Annotated in this window: 20 protein-coding genes and 1 pseudogene; 9 read left to right on the top strand and 12 right to left on the bottom strand. The window is 62.8% G+C overall.

The features are described from left to right. Positions 1–82: 82 nt before the first annotated feature. The 6 genes from rbsD to ACNFCH_RS10410 form a co-directional block, all read right to left on the bottom strand. Complete coding sequence (rbsD, locus tag ACNFCH_RS10435; protein ID WP_337160237.1) at positions 83–481, bottom strand: D-ribose pyranase; 399 nt, start codon at positions 479–481, stop codon at positions 83–85. Further along, positions 478–1,386 carry a ribokinase gene (rbsK, locus tag ACNFCH_RS10430; protein WP_337160236.1) on the bottom strand — a complete coding sequence of 303 codons (909 nt, stop codon included), beginning with the start codon at positions 1,384–1,386 and terminating at the stop codon, positions 478–480. Before rbsK ends, rbsD begins: the two co-directional genes overlap by 4 nt. Positions 1,387–1,395: 9 nt before the next feature. Further along, positions 1,396–2,418, bottom strand: a complete 1,023-nt coding sequence (locus ACNFCH_RS10425; protein WP_337160235.1) for a LacI family DNA-binding transcriptional regulator — start codon at positions 2,416–2,418, stop codon at positions 1,396–1,398. A gap of 4 nt (positions 2,419–2,422) precedes the next feature. After that, positions 2,423–3,418, bottom strand: coding sequence for an ABC transporter permease (locus ACNFCH_RS10420; RefSeq protein WP_416742721.1), 996 nt, complete (start codon positions 3,416–3,418; stop codon positions 2,423–2,425). Further along, on the bottom strand, positions 3,415–4,965 hold the full coding sequence (locus ACNFCH_RS10415; protein ID WP_416742720.1) for a sugar ABC transporter ATP-binding protein: 1,551 nt from the start codon (positions 4,963–4,965) through the stop codon (positions 3,415–3,417). The genes ACNFCH_RS10420 and ACNFCH_RS10415 overlap by 4 nt, the downstream gene beginning before the upstream one ends. A gap of 157 nt (positions 4,966–5,122) precedes the next feature. Continuing rightward, on the bottom strand, positions 5,123–6,076 hold the full coding sequence (locus tag ACNFCH_RS10410; RefSeq protein WP_416742719.1) for a sugar ABC transporter substrate-binding protein: 954 nt from the start codon (positions 6,074–6,076) through the stop codon (positions 5,123–5,125). A 354-nt stretch (positions 6,077–6,430) separates the two neighbouring features. Here ACNFCH_RS10410 and ACNFCH_RS10405 point away from each other — a divergent pair, with 354 nt between their 5' ends. The 3 genes from ACNFCH_RS10405 to ACNFCH_RS10395 all read left to right on the top strand — a co-directional run bounded on the left by ACNFCH_RS10405 (position 6,431) and on the right by ACNFCH_RS10395 (position 8,697). Further along, positions 6,431–7,519, top strand: coding sequence for an asparaginase (locus ACNFCH_RS10405; protein ID WP_196163400.1), 1,089 nt, complete (start codon positions 6,431–6,433; stop codon positions 7,517–7,519). Between the two features lie 236 nt (positions 7,520–7,755). Continuing rightward, a complete protein-coding gene (locus tag ACNFCH_RS10400) occupies positions 7,756–7,998 on the top strand; it encodes a DUF1654 domain-containing protein (protein ID WP_070091797.1) in 243 nt (80 codons plus the stop codon). Positions 7,999–8,004: 6 nt separating this feature from the next. Beyond that, positions 8,005–8,697, top strand: a complete 693-nt coding sequence (locus tag ACNFCH_RS10395; RefSeq protein ID WP_196163399.1) for an endonuclease — start codon at positions 8,005–8,007, stop codon at positions 8,695–8,697. Here the strand turns inward: ACNFCH_RS10395 and ACNFCH_RS10390 are convergent, their stop codons facing one another. Beyond that, a complete protein-coding gene (locus tag ACNFCH_RS10390) occupies positions 8,698–9,123 on the bottom strand; it encodes an HD domain-containing protein (RefSeq protein ID WP_070091799.1) in 426 nt (141 codons plus the stop codon). A gap of 101 nt (positions 9,124–9,224) precedes the next feature. Continuing rightward, positions 9,225–9,794 carry an SPOR domain-containing protein gene (locus ACNFCH_RS10385; RefSeq protein ID WP_337159011.1) on the bottom strand — a complete coding sequence of 190 codons (570 nt, stop codon included), beginning with the start codon at positions 9,792–9,794 and terminating at the stop codon, positions 9,225–9,227. A 105-nt stretch (positions 9,795–9,899) separates the two neighbouring features. On the opposite strand from ACNFCH_RS10385, the gene ACNFCH_RS10380 reads away from it, so the two are divergent. From ACNFCH_RS10380 to ACNFCH_RS10370, 3 genes are all read left to right on the top strand, one after another. Next, a complete protein-coding gene (locus ACNFCH_RS10380) occupies positions 9,900–10,946 on the top strand; it encodes an AraC family transcriptional regulator (RefSeq protein ID WP_416742718.1) in 1,047 nt (348 codons plus the stop codon). 550 nt (positions 10,947–11,496) lie between these two features. Further along, the gene (locus ACNFCH_RS10375) at positions 11,497–12,837 is read left to right on the top strand and encodes an OmpP1/FadL family transporter (RefSeq protein ID WP_416742717.1); all 1,341 of its coding nucleotides are present in this window, start codon (positions 11,497–11,499) and stop codon (positions 12,835–12,837) included. 67 nt (positions 12,838–12,904) lie between these two features. Then, positions 12,905–13,573, top strand: coding sequence for a DUF3313 domain-containing protein (locus tag ACNFCH_RS10370; RefSeq protein ID WP_196163394.1), 669 nt, complete (start codon positions 12,905–12,907; stop codon positions 13,571–13,573). 155 nt (positions 13,574–13,728) lie between these two features. Here the strand turns inward: ACNFCH_RS10370 and ACNFCH_RS10365 are convergent, their stop codons facing one another. Both ACNFCH_RS10365 and ACNFCH_RS10360 read right to left on the bottom strand, forming a co-directional pair. Continuing rightward, positions 13,729–16,404: an ATP-binding protein gene (locus ACNFCH_RS10365; RefSeq protein ID WP_416742716.1), complete on the bottom strand. Its 2,676-nt coding sequence runs from the start codon at positions 16,402–16,404 to the stop codon at positions 13,729–13,731. After that, positions 16,394–17,140, bottom strand: a complete 747-nt coding sequence (locus ACNFCH_RS10360) for a DNA-binding response regulator (RefSeq protein ID WP_416742715.1) — start codon at positions 17,138–17,140, stop codon at positions 16,394–16,396. Before ACNFCH_RS10360 ends, ACNFCH_RS10365 begins: the two co-directional genes overlap by 11 nt. A 322-nt stretch (positions 17,141–17,462) precedes the next feature. Here ACNFCH_RS10360 and ACNFCH_RS10355 point away from each other — a divergent pair. The 3 genes and pseudogenes from ACNFCH_RS10355 to ACNFCH_RS10345 form a co-directional block, all read left to right on the top strand. Beyond that, a pseudogene (locus ACNFCH_RS10355) lies at positions 17,463–17,987 on the top strand (MCP four helix bundle domain-containing protein); the annotation flags it as partial. Positions 17,988–18,047: 60 nt separating this feature from the next. Then, complete coding sequence (locus tag ACNFCH_RS10350) at positions 18,048–19,070, top strand: methyl-accepting chemotaxis protein (RefSeq protein WP_416742785.1); 1,023 nt, start codon at positions 18,048–18,050, stop codon at positions 19,068–19,070. Between the two features lie 20 nt (positions 19,071–19,090). Then, complete coding sequence (locus ACNFCH_RS10345) at positions 19,091–19,285, top strand: hypothetical protein (RefSeq protein ID WP_337159019.1); 195 nt, start codon at positions 19,091–19,093, stop codon at positions 19,283–19,285. A gap of 19 nt (positions 19,286–19,304) precedes the next feature. On the opposite strand, the gene ACNFCH_RS10340 is transcribed toward ACNFCH_RS10345, so the two are convergent. Together ACNFCH_RS10340 and proP are read right to left on the bottom strand one after the other, a co-directional pair. Further along, positions 19,305–20,426 carry a glycosyltransferase 61 family protein gene (locus ACNFCH_RS10340; protein ID WP_337159020.1) on the bottom strand — a complete coding sequence of 374 codons (1,122 nt, stop codon included), beginning with the start codon at positions 20,424–20,426 and terminating at the stop codon, positions 19,305–19,307. Positions 20,427–20,741: 315 nt separating this feature from the next. Further along, positions 20,742–22,244, bottom strand: a complete 1,503-nt coding sequence (proP, locus tag ACNFCH_RS10335; protein WP_416742714.1) for a glycine betaine/L-proline transporter ProP — start codon at positions 22,242–22,244, stop codon at positions 20,742–20,744. Positions 22,245–22,434 lie beyond the last annotated feature (190 nt).

Here is a 22,434-nt window from a genome sequence, read left to right as displayed (position 1 = left end):
CTTGGGTCGTGGGGCCGCGTTGCGGCCCTTCGCGGGTAAACCCACAGGGTTCGGCGCAGGGCTGGCGGGGCCGGACTGGATTTCAGAACGTCACACCCGCCACTAGCGCGATGTTGCTGTACGGCCTGCACTCTCCCGTGCGCACAATTGCCTTGGCCTGACGGCACAGCTCCTTGAATGCCAGGTGTGGCAGCAGCTCCCGCGAGCCCAACTGCCCCTGCGACTGCATCACTTGCTCAAGCCCAGGCGGCGCGACCTCGAGCATTTGCTCGGCCAGCACATGCCGCTCCACCTGCATCTCTTCCAGCACCACCCGCAACACACTGGCGAAATCCGGTACACCGGGCGTCACAGCCAGATCGATCAATTCCACACCCGGCGGCACCGGCAGCCCGGCATCGCCGATCACCAGGATGTCGCCATGGCCCAGCCCGGCGATCACCCGGGACAACGCGATGTTCAACAGCCCAGTCTTCTTCATGGCGCAAGCTCCGCCAGGTACGGGATCGAGGGCTGGGCGCCCATGCGGGTCACCGACAAGGCCGCGGCGCGCTGGCCGAAGGCGATGGCCTCCCCCTCCTCCATGCCGCGCACCAAGCCTGCGGCGAAGCCGCCGATAAAAGTATCCCCCGCCGCCGTGGTGTCCACAGGCTGGACCACCGGCGCGGGAAAATGCCGGCTACCGCCAGGGCTGACGAACAATGCGCCCTGTGCTCCCAGCGTGACGATCACCTTGCCCGCGCCCAACCGCAGCAAGCGCTCACCCGCTCGGCGCGCACTGTCGATATCGGTCACGGGCTGGCCGGTCAGGGCTTGGGCCTCACTCTCGTTGGGCGTGAGGTAATCGATGTGGGCAAACCACTCCGACGGCAGCGGGCCAGTGGCGGGTGCCGGGTTGAGGATCACGGTCTTGCCCAGCTCACGCCCCCGGGCAAGCGTCCAGGCCACCGTGGCCATCGGCACTTCCAGCTGGCAAATGATCACCTCGGCGCTTTGCAGCAAGGCGTCGAAACGCTGCACCGAAGCAGGCGTCAGCTCACCATTGCCGCCAGGGATGATGACGATGGCGTTCTGGCTGGCGGCATCGACCAGGATCAGCGCCACACCGCTGGAAACACCCTGGCACACGCCCACACCCTGGCAATCGATGCCTTCGTGTTGCAGGGCCTGACGCAATTGTTGGCCATAGGCGTCGTCGCCCACGTTGCCGACCATGGCCACGCTCGCCCCGAGCCGGGCCACGGCCACCGCCTGGTTGGCGCCCTTGCCGCCGGGCACGGTGAAGAAGCTGTCGCCGGCCAGCGTCTCGCCGGGGTGGGGCAAACGCTGGGTGCGGGCCACCAGGTCCATGTTGAGGCTGCCGACCACCACGACCTTGGCGCTCATGGTCACTCCTTAGCGGTAATCATTGAACAGGTCCGGGCGCGGCCCGGTGGATTCGCGCAGCACGATGCGCGGGGCGACGATGCGCTGCTGGGCCACGCCGCTGCGGGGCGTGCTGATGCGCGAGAGCAGCAACTGCGCGGCGCTTTCGCCCAGCTCGCGGATCGACTGGCCAACGGTGGTCAGCGGCGGGTACACATAGCGGCTGAGCTCGATGTCATCGAAGCCGACCACCGACAGCTCGCCCGGCACGTGGATGTTGCGCTCGGCGGCCGCACGCAGCACGCCGAAGCCGATCATGTCGTTACCGGCGAAGATCGCCGTGGGCCGCGCGCCATCGAGCAGGCGCACGGCAGCGTCATAACCACCGGGGCTGCTGAAATCACAATGCAGAATGCGGTTTTCGCCCTCTGCCACGCCCTGCTCGGCCATGGCACGACGGTAGCCCGCCAGGCGCAACTGGGCAGGCCCCGAGTCGGCAGGCCCGCCGATGCAGGCGATGTCGCGATGGCCGAGGTCCAGCAGGTGGCGGGTGGCGAGGTAGCCGCCCTGTTCGTGGTCGATGCGCACCAGGTCGGCGTCGATGCCATCCAGTGCGCGGTCGACGATGACCATCGGCGTGCGCACGCTGGCCAGGCTCTCCAACAGATCGCTGTCCTGGCCGACCGAGGCGACGATCAGGCCATCGATGCGCTTTTCCAGCAGCACTCGCAGATAGCTGCGCTGCTTTTGCGGGTTGTCGTCGGAGTTGCAGAGGATCACGCAATAGCCGTTGCGCTCGCAGCCATCCTCGATGCCCCGGGCCAGTTCAGCGAAATACGGGTTGACGCTGTTGGGCACCAGCAGGCCGATGGTGGCGGTGCTGCGGGCCTTGAGCGAACGGGCCACGGCGCTGGGCACGTAGTCGAGTTCGGCGATGGCCGCCTCGACCTTCAGGCGCACGTGCTCGCTGACCGGGCGGGTCTTGTTCAGTACATGGGACACGGTGGTGTAGGAAATACCTGCCAACGCCGCGACGTCTTTGATGGTAGCCATGGGTTCAGTTCCGCCGGCCTGTGCGCCGGCTCCGGTAAGTGTCGAGCACCACGGCGATGACGATGACCGCCCCGGTGATGATGCGTTTGGTGGGTTCAGAAGCGCCGATCTGCGCCAGCCCCGCGGCCAGCACGGAGATGATCAGCACGCCGAAGAACGTGCTGATGACCGAGCCGCGCCCGCCCATCAGGCTGGTACCGCCGATCACCACGGCGGCGATCACCTGCAGCTCGAGGCCTGCGCCGGCATTGGGGTCGGCGGCCTCCAGGCGAGAGATCTGGAACAGCGCGGCCAGGCCGGCGAGCAGGCCCATCAAGGCGAACACCAGCACCTTGTAGGGGCGCGGGTCGATGCCGGCCAGGCGCACGGCCTCCTCGTTGGTGCCGATGCCGATCAGGTAACGGCCGAACACCGTGCGGGTCAGCACCAGTTGGGCGATGACGATGACCAGCAAGGCAATGATGAAGGCCGGCGAAATACCAAAGGCGATGGGGTTGGAGAACCAGGCGAAGGCGTCGCCGATGTAGGCGGTGCGCGAGTCGGTGAATTGGTACGCCAGCCCCCGGGCCATCTCCAGCACGCCCAGTGAGACGATGAACGACGGGATGCGCCAGGCCACGGTGATGCCGCCAGTGACGCTCCCTGCCAATGCCGCCACGGCCATGCCCAGCAGCGCGGCAGGCAACGGGCTCCAGCCCCAGCCCAGGATCGCCACGCTGACCGCCGAGGCGGCCAGGGCCAGCACCGAGCCCACCGACAGGTCGATGCCGCCGATGATCAGCACGAAGGTCATCCCCACCGCCAGCACCATCAGGTCCGGGATCTGGTTGGCCAGGGTGCTGAAGGTGGCGTAGGACAAGAAGTGGCTGCTCAAGAACGAGAACAGCACGATCATCGCCAGCAAGGCGCCGGCCAGGCCCAGGTAAGTGCCCAAGCCGAAGTAACTGGCGCAGCGGCGCACGGGGGCGCGGCCCGGGGTGTCGAGGGGTGTGGTTTTCATGGGTCCATCCTGGGCGCTGCTTCATGCAGCAGTGCGTCACGTTTCTGATAGCCGGCGAAGGCGGCGGCGAGCAGTTGATCCTGGCTCCAGCGGTCGCGCTCGAAGGTGTCGATCAGCCGGCCCGCCGAGAGCACGGCAATGCGATCGCAGATCAGCATCAGCTCGCGCAAGTCGCTGGACACCACCACCAGGGCCTTGCCCTGGCGCGCCAGTTCGGCCAGCAGGCCGTAGATATCGAATTTGGCGCCGACGTCGATACCGCGGGTCGGCTCGTCGAACAGCAACACCTGGCAGTCGCGCTCCAGCCAACGGCCGATCACCACCTTCTGCTGGTTGCCGCCGGAGAGCTCGCCCACGGCCTGGGCCGGGCTGGCGCTGCGGATGCGCATGGCGTTGATCTGGCGTTCGGCCAGGGCGCGCTCGGCCTCGGCGTCGAGTATGCCCGCGCGGGACACCGCCCCCAGGTTGCCCAGGGCGATGTTGGCGCTGATCGACTGGGACAGCAGCAGGCCTTCACCTTTGCGGTCCTCGGTGATCAAGGCAATGCCGGCGCGCACCGCCGCCTTGGGTGAGTCGAGGGTGACCGGCCGCAACGGCTGGCCAAGTTCGACCTGCCCGCTGTCGGCGCGGTCGGCGCCGTAGATCAGGCGCAACAGCTCGGTGCGCCCGGCACCGATCAGGCCGGAGATGCCGAAGATCTCCCCTGCCCTGACCTCGAACGACACCTCGCGTACCTTGTCGCCACGGCTGAGTTTGTGGACCTTGAGTAGCGGCTGGCCGATCTCGCGGTGGCCAAGGTCGATGTGCTCGCCCAGTTCGCGACCGACCATGAGGTTGACCAGCTCGGCGCTGCTGTAGCGCTGGATCGGCTCGACGCACACCAGCTTGCCATCACGCAGCACAGCGATGCGCTGGGCCACGCGCTGCAGCTCTTCCAGGCGATGGGAGATATAGACGATGGCCACGCCGCGCTGGCGCAGGCGCTCGATCTGGGTGAACAGCAGCTCCACCTCGCGAGCGGTGAGCATGGCCGTGGGCTCATCGAAGATCAGCACATGGCAATCGCCGATGAGGTTGCGGGCGATCTCCACCATCTGCTGATGGCCGATGCCCAACTCGCCGACCGGAGTATCTGGGTCGATGGCGTCCAGGCCGACCTGGGCCATGGCCGCGGTGGCCAGTTGGCGCAGGCGTTTCTGGCTGATCCAGCCGGCGCGGCTGGGCAGGTTGTCGAGGAACAGGTTCTCGGCCACGGTCAGGGTCGGCAGCAGGTTGAGTTCCTGCATCACCATGCGCACGCCCAGGCGCTCGGCCTCGCTGCGACTGCCGGGCGCATAGGGCTGACCGCGGTAGTGCATCTGGCCGGTGGTGGGCGTCTCCAGGCCACTGATGAGCTTGGACAGGGTGCTCTTGCCCGCGCCGTTCTCGCCAGTGAGCGCCAGCACTTCGCCGGCGCGCAGCTCCAACGTTACGTCGCCGAGCACTGGCTGGGTATAGGTCTTGCCCAGGCCACTGACGGCGAGGGTGACCTCGTTGGTTTCTCTCATCGCAGATACCCCACCCCAGGGAACGCAGCGGTCTTGCGTTGGCTATGCCGGCCCATTCGCGGGTGAACCCGCTTCCACAGGCCTTGCGCAGGCCTCGAGAACCCCGCTGTACCAGTGTGGCCGGGTTTACCCACGAAACAGGCGCCGCGCCAAGTCATCATTCGGTAACCAGTTCGACCGGGGTCTGGATGACGTTGTCGGCATCCACCGCAGGCTTTTCGCCCTTGAGCATCTGCAAGGCGGCCTGGATGCCGAACACGGCCTGGTCGGCGCCATGCTGCTCGAGGGTAGCGAGCACGCGGCCGTCCTTGAGCATGGGTTTGATGGCGCGGATATTGTCGTAGCCAACCACCTGCACCTGGCCGGTCTTGCCCGCCGCACGCACCGCCGACACAGCGCCCTGGGCCATGCTGTCGTTGCCGGCCAGCAGGGCCTTGAGTTCGGGGTATTCGTTGAGCATGGCAGCGGCGACGGCATTGCCTTTGTCGATTTCCCAGTTACCCGACTGCACCGACACCACCTTCATCTGCGCGGCGTCCATGGCATCCTTGAAGCCTGCAGTGCGCTGCTGGGCGTTGGTGGTGGTGGGCACGCCTTCGATGATGCCGACCTGATCACCGGCCTTGAGTTTCTGCTGGGCGAGGTAGTCGCCGACCAGGCGTGCGCCCTTGCGATTGTCGGGGCCGACGAAGGGCACGCTCAGGCCTTTGCTCTTGAGCACTTCGGGGTCGAGGCGGTTGTCGATGTTGACCACGGTGATACCAGCATCCATGGCCTTCTTGATCACCGGTACCAGGGCCTTGGAGTCGGCCGGGGCGATGACCAGGGCGTTGACGCCGGAGACGATCATCTGCTCGACGATGCGGATCTGGTTGCCGGTATCGGACTCGTCCTTGATGCCATTGGCCACAAGGTCGAAATCATTTGTGTGGGCTTTTTGATAGGTCTTGGCGCCGTCTTCCATCGTCAGGAAGAACTCGTTGGCCAGGGACTTCATGACCAGGGCGACCTTGGGTTTGTCCTGGGCCTGGGCGGCGGACAAGGGGAGCGTGAGGGCAAGCGTGGAGAAGACAGCCAGGGCCAGCAAGCGGCCGGAGAACGGCAGTTTCATGGAATTGACTCCGAATCTTGTGTTTTTATCGGATCGCAAACGTTTGCGTTGCCTAACTATGGAAACAAGATGTGTTTTTGTCAAATCCATCACGCGGTTTTTGCCTGGCCGCGTATGTCGGGATTATCCGGAAAATTTCCGAAAAACCGAACACCTTTTCCTACTCTCATTCGGGATCCCGAACATAAAGGCCGCCCTGCAGCCTTTCTCGGTCTCACAGGAAACGTCGCAAGCGCCCCAAGGCACGGGCTGGCGCCGCCACGACGGGAGCTGCATGCCCCGCTGGTACGAAACCTGCCTGCTCAACGGCGCGACACAGCCAACCGTCTCATTTGGAAGAGAGAAAATAAAAACATGAACGCTGCAGTGAAAACCTTCGCCCCAAGCGCCCTCGCCCTGTTGCTGATCCTGCCGACCGGCCTTAGCGCCAAGGAAGCCGAGCAACAGCAGAAACTGGCCAACGTAGTCATTCTCGCCACCGGCGGCACCATCGCCGGTGCCGGTGCCAGCGCGGCCAATAGCGCTACCTACCAGGCCGCCAAGCTGGGCGTCGACAAACTCATCGCCGGCGTGCCGGAACTGGCCACCCTGGCCAACGTGCGTGGCGAGCAGGTGATGCAGATCGCCTCCGAGAGCATCAGCAACGACGACCTGCTCAAGCTTGGCAAACGCGTCGCGGAGCTGGCCGACAGCAAGGACGTCGACGGCATCGTCATTACCCACGGTACCGACACCCTCGAAGAAACCGCCTACTTCCTCAACCTGGTGGAGAAGACCGACAAGCCAATCGTGGTCGTCGGCTCCATGCGCCCAGGCACCGCCATGTCCGCCGACGGCATGCTCAACCTGTACAACGCCGTCGCGGTGGCCAGCGACAAGCAATCCCGCGGCAAAGGCGTGCTGGTGACCATGAACGACGAGATCCAGTCCGGCCGTGACGTGAGCAAATCGGTCAACATCAAGACCGAAGCGTTCAAGAGCGCCTGGGGCCCGATGGGCATGGTGGTGGAAGGCAAATCGTACTGGTTCCGCCTGCCGGCCAAGCGCCACACCACCCAGTCGGAATTCGACATCAAGCAGATCAGCGCCCTGCCCCAGGTGGACATCGCCTACGGCTACGGCAACGTGACCGACACCGCCTACAAGGCCCTGGCGCAAAATGGTGCCAAGGCTTTGATCCATGCGGGTACCGGCAATGGTTCGGTATCGTCGCGGGTGGTGCCAGCGCTGCAAGAGCTGCGCAAGAACGGTGTTCAGATCATTCGTTCGTCCCACGTCAATCAGGGTGGTTTCGTGCTGCGCAACGCCGAACAGCCTGACGACAAGAACGACTGGGTCGTGGCCCATGACCTGAACCCACAAAAAGCGCGGATCCTGGCCATGGTCGCGATGACCAAGACCCAGGACAGCAAGGAACTGCAGCGGATCTTCTGGGAATATTGATTCGTTGCCCTGAAGTCGGGCCGGCGCGGTGTCTGAGCCGGCCCATTCGCGGGTAAACCCGCTCCTACAGGTCCAGCGAGGCCAAGAGAGGAGCGGGTTTACCCGCGTCTGCATTCACTGGGTGAGTGAACCAATTCCATCCGCGCGGTCATAAACGCTTTTCGCCTTACATGCTGTTGCGAAATAGCCTACAGTGAAATACTGTATGCGCATACAGCAAAACAAGGAAAAGCCCCGTGGCCAGTACCTCCGCAGCAACGCCTAGCACCTATGAGCAACTGGGTCTGCGCATCCAGAAGATCATCAACAGCCCCATCGCCCAGCGCAGCCGCGCGGCATTGATCTTCCGCCTGGAGCACGAGTCGCCTGACGACTGGGAAACCCTGCTCGAGGAGATCGCCGAAAACGACAACGTCACCCTCGCCCACCGCGACGATGGCGGCGTGCAGATCTTCTGGACCGTGCCCAAGGAAGACTGACCGCGCATGAGAGTTTCGCTTTTCGCAGGCCTGTGCCTGCTGTTCACCGCTGTCACTGCCCACGCCGATGCCCCGCGCACCTTCCAGGAAGCCAAGAAAGTCGCCTGGCGGCTGTATGCACCGCAATCCACCGAGTTCTACTGTGGCTGCAAATACAAAGGCAACAAAGTGGACCTGGCCTCCTGCGGCTACACCCCGCGCAAGAATGCCCAACGTGCCTCGCGCATCGAGTGGGAACACATCGTGCCGGCCTGGCAGATCGGCCACCAGCGCCAATGCTGGCAAAACGGGGGGCGCAAGAACTGCTCGCGCCACGATGACGTGTACAAACGCGCCGAGGCCGACCTGCACAACCTGGTGCCGAGCATCGGCGAGGTCAATGGCGATCGCAGCAACTACAGCTTTGGCTGGCTGCCCCAGCAGCAAGGCCAGTACGGCAGTTGCCTGACCCAGGTGGACTTCAAGGCCAAGAAGGTGATGCCGCGCCCATCGATCCGCGGGATGATCGCGCGCACCTACTTCTATATGAGCAAGCAATACAACCTGCGCCTGTCCAAGCAGGACCGGCAGTTGTTCGAAGCCTGGAACAAGACCTACCCGCCGCAAACCTGGGAGTTGCAGCGCAACCAGCAGGTGGCGTGTGTCATGGGGCACGGCAACGACTTCGTCGGGCCGGTGAACCTGCACGCCTGTGGCTGATCAGTTGAGGGTTTGCAGGTAGGCGCTGGCCTGCTGGTAGCGGCAGAGCCGGGCGAGATCCGCAGGGCCCGGGCAAGGGATGCGTGACAGGTCACTGTTGTCGGCCAGATCGGCCAGTTTGACCTGTCGCGCCAGCGGGTCGCCCCCCAGGCGCACGACGAACGCCTCGTAGCTCTCACCATCGCGCCGGCTCAGGGCCTGCACGGCAGCGAGGATCTTCAGCGGGAAGCCTTCGCGCGCAAGGTCCGACAAGGTCAGCGGGGTGTCTTCCAACACGTCGTGGAGCACCGCGACGATCCGCTGCTCCAGCGTGCAGACCCGCATCATCACCCGCAACGGGTGCAGGATGTAGGCTGCCCCACCCTTGTCATATTGCCCTTCATGCGCCCTGGCAGCGACGGCAATGGCCCGTTCCAGCGTAGACATGAGGCCTTCCCTCTCAACCACCTGCTTCACAGCAAGCATAGCCGCCCACGCCCTGGGCATGCATTTTTGGCTGCCCGGGGCCGCTGTGCAGCCCCTGGCCCTCAGCGCTGCGCGCCGTGCTGGATAACGATCGAGTCCGTTCCCAGGCGTGCCATGACATCGGCCTTGCGCGCCTCGGCCTCGGCCTTGGTAGGGAACGGCCCCATCAGCACGACCGGCTTGCCATTGCGGTACTCGACCGACGACGGGATGCCTTTTTCGATCAGGCGCGCGGTCATGTCGGTCAAGGCACCCATGTTGGCGCCCTGGATCACCTCGACATCCCAGCCTTCCGGGGCCGGCTGGTCAGCCAGGGCATCGGCGCGCCGTTGCAGTTCGGCGCCACCGCAAACCTCACGGATCCGCAGGTTGTTGCCCGAGTCATCGACGAGGATTTCGTACTGGCCATCGTGCTTGATCGCCACATAGCTGCGGTACGCCTCGTACTGCCCGGCGTCGTCCTTGCCACGCACCTGGCCGCAGATCGAGCCCTGGGTGTCGATCCGCACGTTGGCGAACTTGGCTGTCTTGGGGTTGTGCAGGTGCTCGGCCACCTGTTTGTGGACACCCTCGACCTCGTTCTCACAGCCCGCCAGGGCCAGCACTGCCATTACCACTGCCAGTTTGCGCACGCGTCTACCTCCTGATTCGAAGCGGCGGATTCTAGCATGTCAGGCGGGCAGCCTAAGCTTCTACGGCCATACTCACTGTCAACGCGCTAAACACAAGGCCCGGATATGGACAGCATTCGCGGTACCGCCTTCTTGCAGTTCGGTGAGCTGCTCGCCAGCCACGGCGCTTGCATGCGCGACTACCTGTCGCCCCACCGCATCACCCTGGATGTGGTCGGCAACTATGAAAAACGCTTTGCCTACCAAAGCCTGGTGCAAATCTTCGAAGGCAGCGCCCGCGCCTTGCAACTGCCACAGCTGGGCCTGGAGCTTGCGACCCGCCAGGGCCTGACCCTGCTCGGCCCGCTGCAGCACCTGGCACGCTCCGCCCCCACCGTGGGCGAGGCGCTGGTGGCCGTGCTGCGCTACATGCGGGTCTACAGCCCGGCGATACATTTCAGTCTGGAGCGCCGCCCAGGCCGGGCCCTGCTGTACTTCGACAACACCCTGCCGAGCAGCCAGCCAATGCCGCAGATCGTGGAGAAATCCATCCTGCATGGCAGCCTGTTGGTCAGCGAACTGCTCGGCATCGCGTTCACACCCAAGGCCGTGCTCTTTCGTCATCCTCCCCAGGCCAGCATGGCGCTCTACCGGCGCTACTTCGACTGCCCCGTGCTGTTCGGGCAAGACCACAACGCCCTGGCCCTGAACCCGGAAGACCTGCAAAAGCCCAGCGTTCGATACGACCCCACACTGCACGACATCATGCGGCTGTACCTGGAAGGCCAGTGCGCCGAACACATCGACCTGCAGGACAACGTCCGCCAGCAGATCCTGTTGCTGCTGCCCAAGCGCCGCTGCAGCTTAGAGCAGACCTCGCGGGTGCTGGGCCTGCACCCGCGCACCTTGCAACGCCGCTTGGCGAGCGAGGGTGTCGAGTTCGAGCAGTTGGTCGAGCAGGTGCGTTGCCAACAAGCAAGGCAGTTGCTGCAAAGCACCTGGCTCAGTGTCGCCCAGATTGCCCAGGAGCTGGGCTACCTGCGCACGGCCTCGTTCTGCCGCGCGCACGCCCGCTGGTACGGCTGCACGCCCCTGGAGCATCGCCAGCAATTGAACAACGGCAAGACCCTCCGGGCAGAAACCACGCGTGTTCATGTGCCTGTTCACATCTGACGACAGTTGCATCGAAATGGATCCTCACACCACAGCAAGCCTGACAGCAGCACATTGGCGGTCCATTGCAAAGCCTTGAACAGGGCAAGACCTGCCGTACCAGAACGGTTCCAAGCGCCCATCCGAGCCAAAGGAATGCTGGAAAAAACAAGACAATCACCTAGAGTTTTTTGAACTCGGAAATACTGGCTTCTATTTACCTTGGGTGTCGCAAAAGGAATACCGCCCCCCCAAGAGAGTTGATATCGCGTCGCTATGCTATCCAGGCAAACGAGAAAATGACTGGCCTGTGCGCAATGGTTCATTACGTCACATCAAAAGGAGTTTGTAATGCACGTGATTGCTCAACCATTGAACACTCGATCTGTTTCTTCGAAACGGTTGAGCGCGCCGATGTCGCAGCCTTTCAGCCATTTGCGTTCTACCCGTTAGGCAAAAGCATTTATCTGCCCACTGCGTTGGCAGATCTTTCTGGGAGCGCATCTGCAGTTTGTTGATTGAAACGCTGGATCGCGCCTCTTCATGACAACTACGTGCGGACTGACGCGACATGATGACTCATCGAGTTTCGACAGAACACGACAAAGCACGGTGCTTCAAGGCCATACGCCTCCCAACGCTGGTCGCTCCTGCGATTACCTATGCGTTGCTGCTGGGCAGCACCTGTGCGAATGCCGGCGGCATCCTGATCTATGAAGCCGGCCAGGAAGGCAACGGCCTGGCCAATGCCGGCGCCGCGGCGCTGGCCAAGGACTCCAGCGTACTGATGAGCAACCCCGCGGGCCTGACGCAGTTGCAGGGTACCCAGGTCAGCGCCAATGCCCAGGTGATCCTGGGCGACGTGCGCTTTTCCCGCGATAGTAACAACCCGTTCGACGGCAACGAAGGCGGCAACGCCCTGCAATACCTGCCCGGCGCCAGCCTGTTCATCAGCCACCAGCTCGATGATCGCGCTGCGATCGGATTTGGCATGTATGGCAACTTCGGCCTGGCACTGGATTACGACGACGATTGGGCCGGGCGCTATTTCACCCAGGAGGCGGCGATCATCGGCGTCTCCTTCCAGCCGACGCTGGCGTACAAGTTCACCGATGACCTCTCCGTGGGCATCGGCCCGCGCATCATGTATGGCTATTACCGCACCGAAATGGCCATCAACAACAACAACCTGCTGGGCCTGCGCGACCGCCCCGATGGCCAGCTGGAATACAAGGACACCGACGTCGGCACCGGCGTCAACCTGGGGGTGCTCTACCAGCTCAACCCACGCACCAGGCTCGGCTTTGCCTACACCAGCAAGATCAAGCTGGAGTTCGAAGACAGCCCCCACGTGCGCAACATCAGCAACCCGATCCTCAACGCCGGTTTGCGCAGGCTTGATGTGGATACCCTGGAGCTGGACCTGAACGTCCCGCAAACCGCCACCTTCAGCCTGGCCCACGAGCTGGACGAGCAATGGACGCTGCTGGGCAGCCTCGGCTGGCAGGACTGGAGCGACTTCGGCGATGTGGGTGTGGAGGTCGACGCCAACAACGGTGGCGTCAGCCGCACGGTTGATCGCAAGTACAAGGACACCTGGCACGCCTCGCTCGGTGCCCAATACCAGGCTACGCCCCACCTGCGCTGGAGCATGGGGCTGGGTTACGACAGCTCGGCGGTGGACGACGAAGACCGCACGGTGGACAACCCCATGGGCGAGACCTGGCGCCTGGCGACGGGCGTCAACTACATGATCGATGAAGGGCTCGACGTGCACTTGGCCTACACCCTGATATGGCTGGGCGACATGGACGTGGAACAAACAAAATCCCGGTCGGGCAACACTTTGTCCGGCAGTTTCGACAACAGTGCGCTACATATCATTGGAGGGGGCGCGACCTGGCGCTTCTAGGAGTTCACTACGCGTACCTCGGCACCCTGCCCGCGGAGCAATGCCCAATGTCCCAAGGAGAAACTGCATGAACTTGAAGTCGTTCGCTACTACCGTGTGCCTGTCCTCGTTACTGCTCTCCGGTTGCGCGAGCAAGTACGTGGAGTCCGATCAGTATTCTGGCTTTCTGAAGGACTACAGCATCCTCAAGGAAGAAAAATCCCCCTCCGGGGCGCCGGTGATGCGCTGGATCAAACCTGGCGTCAATGCCAACGCCTTCCGCAGCGTCTACATCGAGCCCAGCCAGCTCTACCCACGTCCGCAACCGACCGAGAAGGTCCCGCAGTCCACCCTCCAAGGCATCACCCAGTACTACGACCAGGCACTGAAATCGCAGTTCTCCAAAGTCCTGCCGCTGGCCACCAGCCCAGGCCCGGGCGTGCTGGTCGTGCGTCCGGCGATCACCGCGGTCAGCGCCTCCACCAAGAGCCTGCGCCCGTATGAAGTGATCCCGATCGCCCTGATCGCCGCAGGCATCAGCACCGCCACCGGCATTCGCGACCAGGACACCAGCATCGCCACCGAGGCCGCCTTCATCGATGGCAGCAACAACCAGCTGGTGGCCGAAGTGGTGCGCAAAGGCGCCGGCACGGAGCTCGAGAACTCCTCCCAGGTCATGCAGGCCAAAGATGCCAAGGCCGTGCTCGATGGCTGGGCGCAGGACATGGTCAAGTCCTTCCAGGCACTGAGGAAGTAACCCCTCGGTAGGCGCGGATGTCCGAGCAACGGCTTCCGCTTCGCGGGAAGCGCCGAACCGCCGCCCACCGGGATTGCGCCCGCTTTCAATACTTGCGCAATCCCTGTGGGTGCGGCGGTTCGGCGCTCCGATTTACCCGCGAAGCGTGCACCGCCTCACGGCTTTGCCGCAGGCACAGCGTCCAGCAGCGCACTCACCGCATCCAGGTCACAGGCTTCGGCCAAGGCACACATATGCGCCGCCAGCGCATCGAGCTCCTGCGGTAGGCCTTGCACCCATTCAAACAGGTCCGTGACCGCCCCTGCTTCGAGCATCGCTCTCAACTCCCGCAGGCGATGATCCTCCAGGCTGCCCAACTGGTGAATCACCCTCGCGTGGTCGCACTGGATTTCATCCACCCTGTCCTCCACGCGATATCCCAACCCCAGCAACTGCGCCAGCGTCTGACGCAGCGTCGCCAGGTTGACCGGCTTTATCAGCGAAGCATCGAACGCGGTGTGCGGCGGGCTGGGCAAATGCTGGGTGTGCTGCGTTGCGGAAACCAACACGACAGGCAGTGCAGGCCAACGCTCGCGCAGTGCACGTAGCAACTGGGCACCGTTGAGCTTGGGCATCAGGTAGTCGGTCAGGACCAATGCCGGCGGCTGCGCTGCTTGCGCAGCGAGCCGTGCCAGGCAATCCTCGCCATCCACGGCCGCCTGGACATCGAACTGACAATTGCGCAGCTCAGCCACCAACAAATTGCGGATGTCTTCGTTGTCTTCGACCACCCACACCGTGCGCCCCTCCCCCAATACCGGCGGCACGGCAATCGAGAAGTCCAGCCATTGGGGTTCGGCGATCTGGCTTTCGGAAGCGACCTTGAACGTCAGGCAAAACCCGATGCGGGTCCCCTCTCCGACGGCGCTGTCGATTTCTATCTTGCCGCCCATCAGCCCTAGCCAATGTTCGACGATGGCCAAGCCGAGGCCACTGCCCTCCACCTCGTGGGAGTGGCAGCGAAAAAACGGCGCAAACAGATTCGGCAAGTCTTCCCGGTCGATCCCAATGCCTGTGTCGTGCACGCAGAAATGCAGGTTCACGCAGTCACTGTTGCCCGGTGTGTCCGTGGCACGCACTTTCAGGCCGATCATGCCGTCACGCGTGAACTTGGCGGCGTTGTCCAGCAGGTTGATCAACACCTGGCGCAGGCGCTTGGCATCGACCTCCACCACGGGCGGGATGGCCCCGAGCATGTCGAACGAGAATTTGTTGTTGCGTCGCTGGGCCAGGACCTGCGCCTCCATGACCACCGAGTCCAGCACGCCATGAAAGTACACCGGCGCAACGAGCAAAGTTTGTCCCGAGGTGCCCTTGGCGTAGTCGATCAGGTCGCTGACCAGCGCCAGCATGTGGTTGGCGCTCTTGAAGATGACCCCCGCCTTGCGCGTGGTCGCGCCCCCTTCGGCCTGCAGAAGCTGCGCGTAGCCGATGATCGAGGTCAGCGGTGAGCGCAGGTCGTGGCTGACCCGACCGAGAAACTCGATCCTGGCCTGGCTCGCATCATTGGCCTCGGCCACAGCGGCCTGAAGCGCCCGCGTACGCTGGACCACGGCCTTTTCCAGCTGGTGTTTTTGCTGGCGCTCGCTGTGCAGCAGCGCCTGCTCGATCTGCTTGCGTTTGACCTGTTGCTCGAGGGTGAACAAGCCGATGATGCCGACGATGATGCCCAACCTGACGAGCATGGCCGGGATACTGAACAGCCCGTCGTAGTTGATGACAAAGGTGTAGTTGAAGGTGAACCACAGGCTTTCCAGCCAGCTGAACAGAAAAAGCACCAACAAGACCTGGCGATAGGGGTTGCCCCGCAAGGCGGTGCGCGATAATGACAACGGCCATGCCAGCAACACCGTCAGGCTCAGGCAGATACTGAGAATACGCAACGTATTGTCGTCCCACAGCGCCTGGCTCAGGACGAGGGCAGCGCTGAGCACCACGCTCGGCCAATAGAAGTACCGCCACGCTCGGCGCTGGCGAAGGTCAAGCAACAGCAGCGCCGAGGTCAGGAAGCTGACCAAGGCGATCTGCCAGAACGTCATGCGCAGGGCCAGGCCCATGTGCTGCAGCCCACTGAACAGCTGGAAGGTCAGATACCCCTCCTGCTCGGCCTGCATCGCGAAGGTCGCCAGCAGCCACAGGGCGAGCGTCATGAAAACCAGCTTCAGCCGCAGCAGCAGGATCGCCACCAGCGCCAGCACGCAACCGAACAGTACCGCGTGCTGCAACTGCTCGAACCGGTCCTGGGCCTGCACCGCATCCGCTTCCCACAACCTGAGCGACAGCGTGGGCCGGTTTTCACTCTGAACCCGTATCAACAGATCGCTCGGCGCCCCGCCGACAAAGGTGATGGGCAGCAGATTCCGCTGGCTACGGATCGTGCGCGCGTCGATGGGCAGCGAAGGGCCGGTGCGCTGATGGTCGATCACCTCGCCGGTACGGGCATCGAGCTGGTAGAGATCGATATCTCCGACTCGCCAGGGCGCAACTTCCAGCCAGCGCGCGCTCATCTGCTGATCCGGCGCCTGGACCTTGACCCTCAGCCAGAGCGTGGAATGACGCCGCGGTGCGCTCAGAAGGGCTCTGCTGGCTGGACGCCAACGTGTATCCCGCAAGGCCTGCTGTGCCTGGAGTGCATGCCCAGGTACCTCTTCGAACACCTGGACGTTACCGGTCAGCGCCTGATAAGGCGCCTGGAGGCTGCGTTGATCGAACACCGCCACCGAGCCGAACGCCAGCAATAGCAGCAAGGCGCCGAAAAAGATCGTGCACGCGCTGCGGGCGTCAGTCGTCATCGCCTGGCCCCATGCTGCCACGCGCCTGGCGAAACTGATTGGGCGAGAGCCCGTAACGGTCGCGGAACGCCGTCGAGAAGCTGGCGCCACTGGTAAACCCTACCTCCAGGGCGATGGCCTGGGAGGCAAGGCCGGTGTTGGACAACAGGCGGCACGCCTCTTTCATGCGCTCTTCCCGCAGGAACTCGAACACCGTCACCCCGGCACACTGGCGAAAGGCTTCGTTCAGGCGCTTGCTGTTGGTGCCCACCTGCGCAGCCAGCTCGTGCAGGTCTGGGGTCGTGCTCAACGCGTTCACCAACACGTTGCGCGCGGTCTGGAAAAGAATGTTGTCGAGGTTGCGCACCGGTGTGGTCGGAGCCTCGCTCACGGGGGTGCTGTCCTGCTTGCGCCGTAGGTGGATCACCAGCCGCAGGCGAATCTCCTCCAGCCTGAACGGTTTGACGATATAGTCGACCGCGCCGCAGAGCAGGCCTTGTACACGCTGGTCAGGCATGCCTGCGCCCGTCAGGAAGATCACGGGGATCTGCCGGGTCAATGCCGAGGCTTGCATCATTCGACAACAGGTCAGGCCATCGCAAACCGGCATCATGACATCCATCAGCACGATGTCCGGATTGATCAGCTGAACCTTCTTGAACGCATCCTGACCATTACGTGCCAGATACACACGGCAACCTTGCTGTTGCAAATAGTCAGCGAGCAACATCCGTTCATTGTCGACATCATCGACCACCAGGATACGTTGCCCTTGGAGGACGTCTGGCGCCAGATTTAGCGTCTCTATGAAACTCCCTCCTCTACCGGCCGGGTACAGGCACGGCAAACGCTTCAGGTAAACCCCAGGCCCACACACGCAGGTCTGCGCACCGGTTTTATCGCATGCCACTTTTGCGCGCTTCAACCGCTGATATTCCGAGACCACACACTCGACGATAAATATTCCCCGCCAGCGAAAGACGTAGACCGCCGGGCAAAAGCCACGTCTGCACAATGGCCTGATAATCCGCGGCACCTGTGTCCGAAGTGCGACTTCCTCTTGCTGTGGAGCCAACCCCATGAACTTACGATCCCTCACTATCGGAAGCCGCTGCGCGCTTATTTTCTCGCTCATTGCCCTGTTGACGCTGGCGATCGGCCTGACGGCCATCCTGCAGACCCGATCCATGAACGCCTCGACCGATCAAGTTCGCCAACACTGGCTACCCGGGGTCATGGCCACCGGTGATATCAGCAACCACCTGGGGCGCATCCGTTCGCTGACGCTGCGCAACTTCATCGAGCGCGACCCTGAAGACATGCGCAAGATCGAAACGCTCAAGCACGATGTTTCCAGTGCCTTGGCCAACTACGAAAAGACGCTGCACAGCGACGAGGACCGCACGCTCTTCAACACCTTCCACCGTGAATACTCAGGCTACCTGTCGGTCCTCGATACAGTCCTCGACGGTCAGGGCGACAAAGCTGCGACCATGAACATCATCAAGCATGAGCTGTCGCCCCGGGCCGATAGCATGATGGCCGCCCTCAATGCATTGAGGCAGTTCAATTCAAACAACGCCGACCGCGCCGCCGAAGCCAGTGAGAACGCCTACTACGAGGCATTTTCCACCATCGTCGTGGCCTTGGTGGTCATCCTGTTCATGATGCTGGTCTGCTCGTTCCTGCTGACCCGCAGCATCGTGCGCCCCCTGGCCGATGCCATTGCGGTCGCCCAGCGGATTTCCGGCAACGACCTGACCCAGGACATCCACGTCAAGGAACGCGACGAGCCGGGCCAATTGCTGGTAACGCTCAAGCACATGCAGGACAGCCTGCGCCAAACCCTGCAGCACATTGCCCAATCCTCGGACCAGCTCGCATCCGCCGCCGAGGAACTGCACGCAGTGACCGAAGACACCAACCGCGGGCTGCACCAGCAGAGCGCCGAAATCGAGCAAGCCGCAACCGCCGTCAACGAAATGACCGCGGCCGTCGAGGAAGTGGCCAACAACGCGGTCAACACCGCCCAAGCGTCCGAAGACGCCGACAGCACCACGCGCCAGGGTCGCGAGAAGGTCGAGCAGGCATTGGGTTCGCTCCAGCAACTGGTGGGCGATGTCAGCTCCACCTCCGCCGAGATCGCCCAACTGGCGCACCGCGCCAACGAGATCAACCGCGTACTCGTGGTGATCGGCGAGATCGCCGAGCAGACCAACCTGCTGGCCCTGAACGCCGCCATCGAAGCGGCGCGGGCAGGAGAAGCCGGGCGCGGCTTCGCGGTGGTGGCCGACGAAGTACGCGCCCTCGCCCACCGCACCCAGCAGTCCACCGGCGAAATCGAGCAGATGATCAGCGGCATCCGCACCGGCACCGTGCAGGCGGTCGATGCCATGCGCGCCAGTGAGAGCCGTGCCAACAGCACGCTGGAGATCGCCCAGGCGGCGGGCCAAGCCCTGACGGTGATTTCCCAGTCGATGTCCACCATCAACGGCCGCAACCTGGTGATTGCCAGCGCCTCCGAAGAACAGGCTCAGGTCGCCCGGGAAGTCGATCGCAACCTGGTCAATATCCGCGACCTGTCGATGCAGACCTCTGCAGGTGCGAACCAGACCAGCGCCGCCAGCCAGGCGCTGTCCCAGCTGGCGATCGAACTCAACGGCCTGGTAGGGAATTTCAAGATCTAACCACGGAAGGGTCTATGCCGATGAACGACATCCAATCGCCTCAGTTCGTCTTGTGGTCGTCCAGGCACGTGCATTTGCAGGGATTCACCGAGTCCGAATACGACGTGGCCATCCTGGAGGCCCAGCTGCTCAGGCAGGAAGGGCTGGTGACCGAGCAGGAGTGGATTCAGATGGTGCGGGCCGCGAACCTGCTCCTGGCCCTGGCCACGTCCTGAGCATACTCTGGGTCACGGCTCACGGCGGTGGAATCAGGTCCAACGTGCGCTCCACTTCCTCGATGTCGATCCTGAAACCATCGCCCTCGGGGGTGCCGACCACATAGGCGAAGTGCTGGCTGTCGCGGTCGGTGTGGTACTTGTAGTAGCTGACGAAGCGATTGGGCGGCTGCAGGGCGAGCAATGCGCCGCCCGGCTGCAGGACGTTGACGCCATGCACCAACTGGCTGCCCTCGACCCCGATGACCACCTGCGCCCCGGCGCAGGCGGCGACAATGGACGGCACGTCGCTTTTGAGCGGGTCGACCACATGAAAGCCCCGGGTCCGCCGCAAGTGCTCGGCCAGCTCGAGTTCGTTACGCAGCAAGCGCAGGTCGCCGTCGCCGCCACGCAGCAGGAACACGCCGGGATGCGCCTGGTAGTTCACCCGCGACAGCAGCTTGTCGCCCAAGGCACGAAAACGCAGGTACTTGTTGCGGTTGTTGCAGAAGTCATCGAACAGCACCAGCTCATGGAAAAACGCGCCGCTCAAGCGACTGGGCTTCATGCCGAGCCAGTCTTCGTAGGGCGGCGCCTGAGTGTAGATCGGAAAACGCGCCGACGGCCCAACGGTGACCGGCACGCCCTCGTCGGCGGCCAGCGGATAGGTCACGCAGTCTTCGACCATCCAATTGCCGAACCAGGTGTTGCCATTGACCGAGCAGTAGATGGCCCCACGGTCGATCTCATGCTCCACCACCACCCGAGGAAACGCACGCGGCCGCTGGGAAAGCCAGAAATTGGCGCGGCCTTTGTACAGCACGCCATCGATCAACCAGACATTCTTGAGCAGATAGCCACGGGTCGGGCCCTGTACCACTTCGCCCAGCCCCGCCATGGTGCGGGCGGGATGTTCATACGGATAGAAACGTTTTTCCTCCCAGCCAGTGACACGCTCCAGCTGACCGGGCAGCGCGATGGCCGGCGGGGAAAACGACAGGCAACCGGGGGCGATGTCCCAGCTTTTTTCCGCGATGCTTTTCAGACTGATATCGACCTGACGGGCCAGCCGTTTTCGCGCGATGTATTTATAGGCGGCCAAGGTCCAATGCCGACGATGATGGGAGTCCAATTGACTGAATGCCGATACCTCACTTTCCATGAACAGTCCTCCCCATTGAGCAGGGCCTGTCAGAAACGCCAAACTATCAAGAATGTATTAGCATTCTTTATAGATCTGACTAATAGGCCGGAATATCAAGGCGAAATGTCAATCGCATCACTTAACCCATTGATATGAAAGCGGAGTCTCACGCATGAAACGCCCCTTCACATCCAGTAACAAGTAAAGGTGCCAACAATTAACTTTGCAAGCGCTCGGCAACGGTGAAGTGTCAATTATTTTATGGCGTCAAATTTATCTCCCAGCGAATAGTTTGCAGTTGCACTGTAATAACCCAACGGTATTCAACGGCGTTCAATCAATATGGGGATGCTGTTGGGCCAGCCGCGTGCGCTGGGCTTGCAGCTCGGCAATTTTCGCGTCGATGTCTTCGATCTTCTGCTCCAGGGTGTCATGGTGTTCTTGCAACAGCTCCCGCGCTTCTTCGATGTCCGAGGCTGCGGGTGCGGCGCCATGCAGGGGTTGGTTGGCTGTCTCCTTCATCGACAGGCCCGTGGCCAGTCCGACCAGCGCGATCACCATCAGGTAGTAGGCCGGCATGTACAGATCCTCCGTGCTTTCCACCAGCCAGGCCGCGATCGTCGGGGTCAGCCCGGCGATCAGCACCGAAATGTTGAAGGCGCTGGCCAAGGCGCTGTAGCGGATGTGGGTGGGGAACATCGCCGGCAAGGTGGACGCCATCACACCGATGAAGAAGTTGAGCAACACGGCCAGGATCAGCAAGCCTGCGAAGATCACGCCGAGCACGCCGCTGTTGATCAGCATGAAGGCCGGGATGGACAGCACGAACAGCCCCACGCTGCCGCAAATGATGAAGGGCCGACGCCCGAACTTGTCGCTCAACAGGCCGATGATCGGCTGCACGAACAACATGCCGACCATGATCGCGATGATGATCAGCACCCCATGGTCTTCGCTGTAGTGCAGGTTGTGGGACAGGTAGCTGGGCATGTAGGTGAGCAGCATGTAGTAGGTGACGTTGGTGGCGATCACCACACCGATGCAGGTCACCAGGCTGCGCCAGTGCTGGGTGGCGACCTCCTTGAACGACACCTTCGGGCCTGAAGCCAGGCCCTCGCGATCCCCCTGCTCCAGCTTGTCGACATGCTGCTGGAACGCCGGGGTCTCTTCCAGGGCGTGGCGCAGGTAGAGGCCGATCAAGCCCAGCGGCAAGGCCAGGAAGAACGGCAGACGCCAGCCCCATTCGAGGAATGCTTCCTCGCCCAGGGCCGTGGAGATGAGCACCACCAGGCCCGCGCCGAGCACGAACCCTGCGATCGAGCCGAAGTCCAGCCAACTGCCGAGAAAACCCCGCTTGCGGTCTGGCGCGTATTCAGCCACGAAGATCGACGCCCCGGTGTACTCCCCGCCCACCGAAAACCCTTGGGCCATCTTGGCCAGCAGCAACAGGATCGGCGCCCAGATGCCGATGGAGGCATAGGATGGGATCAGGCCGATGGCGAACGTGCTCAACGACATGATCACGATGGTCGCCGCCAGGACCTTCTGGCGCCCGTAGCGATCACCCAACGCGCCGAAGAACAGCCCACCCAGCGGACGGATCAGGAACGGCACCGAGAACGTGGCCAGCGCCGCGATCATCTGCACCCCGGGGCTCGCGTTGGGAAAGAACACCTTGCCCAGTGCATAGGCAACGAACCCATAGACCCCGAAGTCGAACCACTCCATGGCATTGCCCAGCGCCGCGGCGGTGATCGCCTTGCGCATCTTGGCGTCGTCAACGATGGTGATGTCCTGCAAGCCGATCGGCTTGACGGTCTTTTTCCGTGATTTCATGGCCAGTCCCTGTCGCAGATGCATGTTCTAAGGCATCAGATACAGCGGAACGTAAAAAAATTCACCGTGAACGCTGGGCAGGCTTTGTGGCGCTGCACGGCGCAGCCTTCTGCAAGAGCAGAGTTACCCAAAGACTGCACAGTCCTGTGGGAGCGGGTTCACCCGCGAATGCGGTAGTGGATTCACCAAC

The organism is Pseudomonas sp. NY15354 (genome assembly GCF_048068075.1).
In the GTDB taxonomy this organism is placed as follows: Bacteria; Pseudomonadota; Gammaproteobacteria; order Pseudomonadales; family Pseudomonadaceae; genus Aquipseudomonas; species Aquipseudomonas guariconensis_C.
This window is presented reverse-complemented; position numbering and strand designations above follow the sequence as displayed.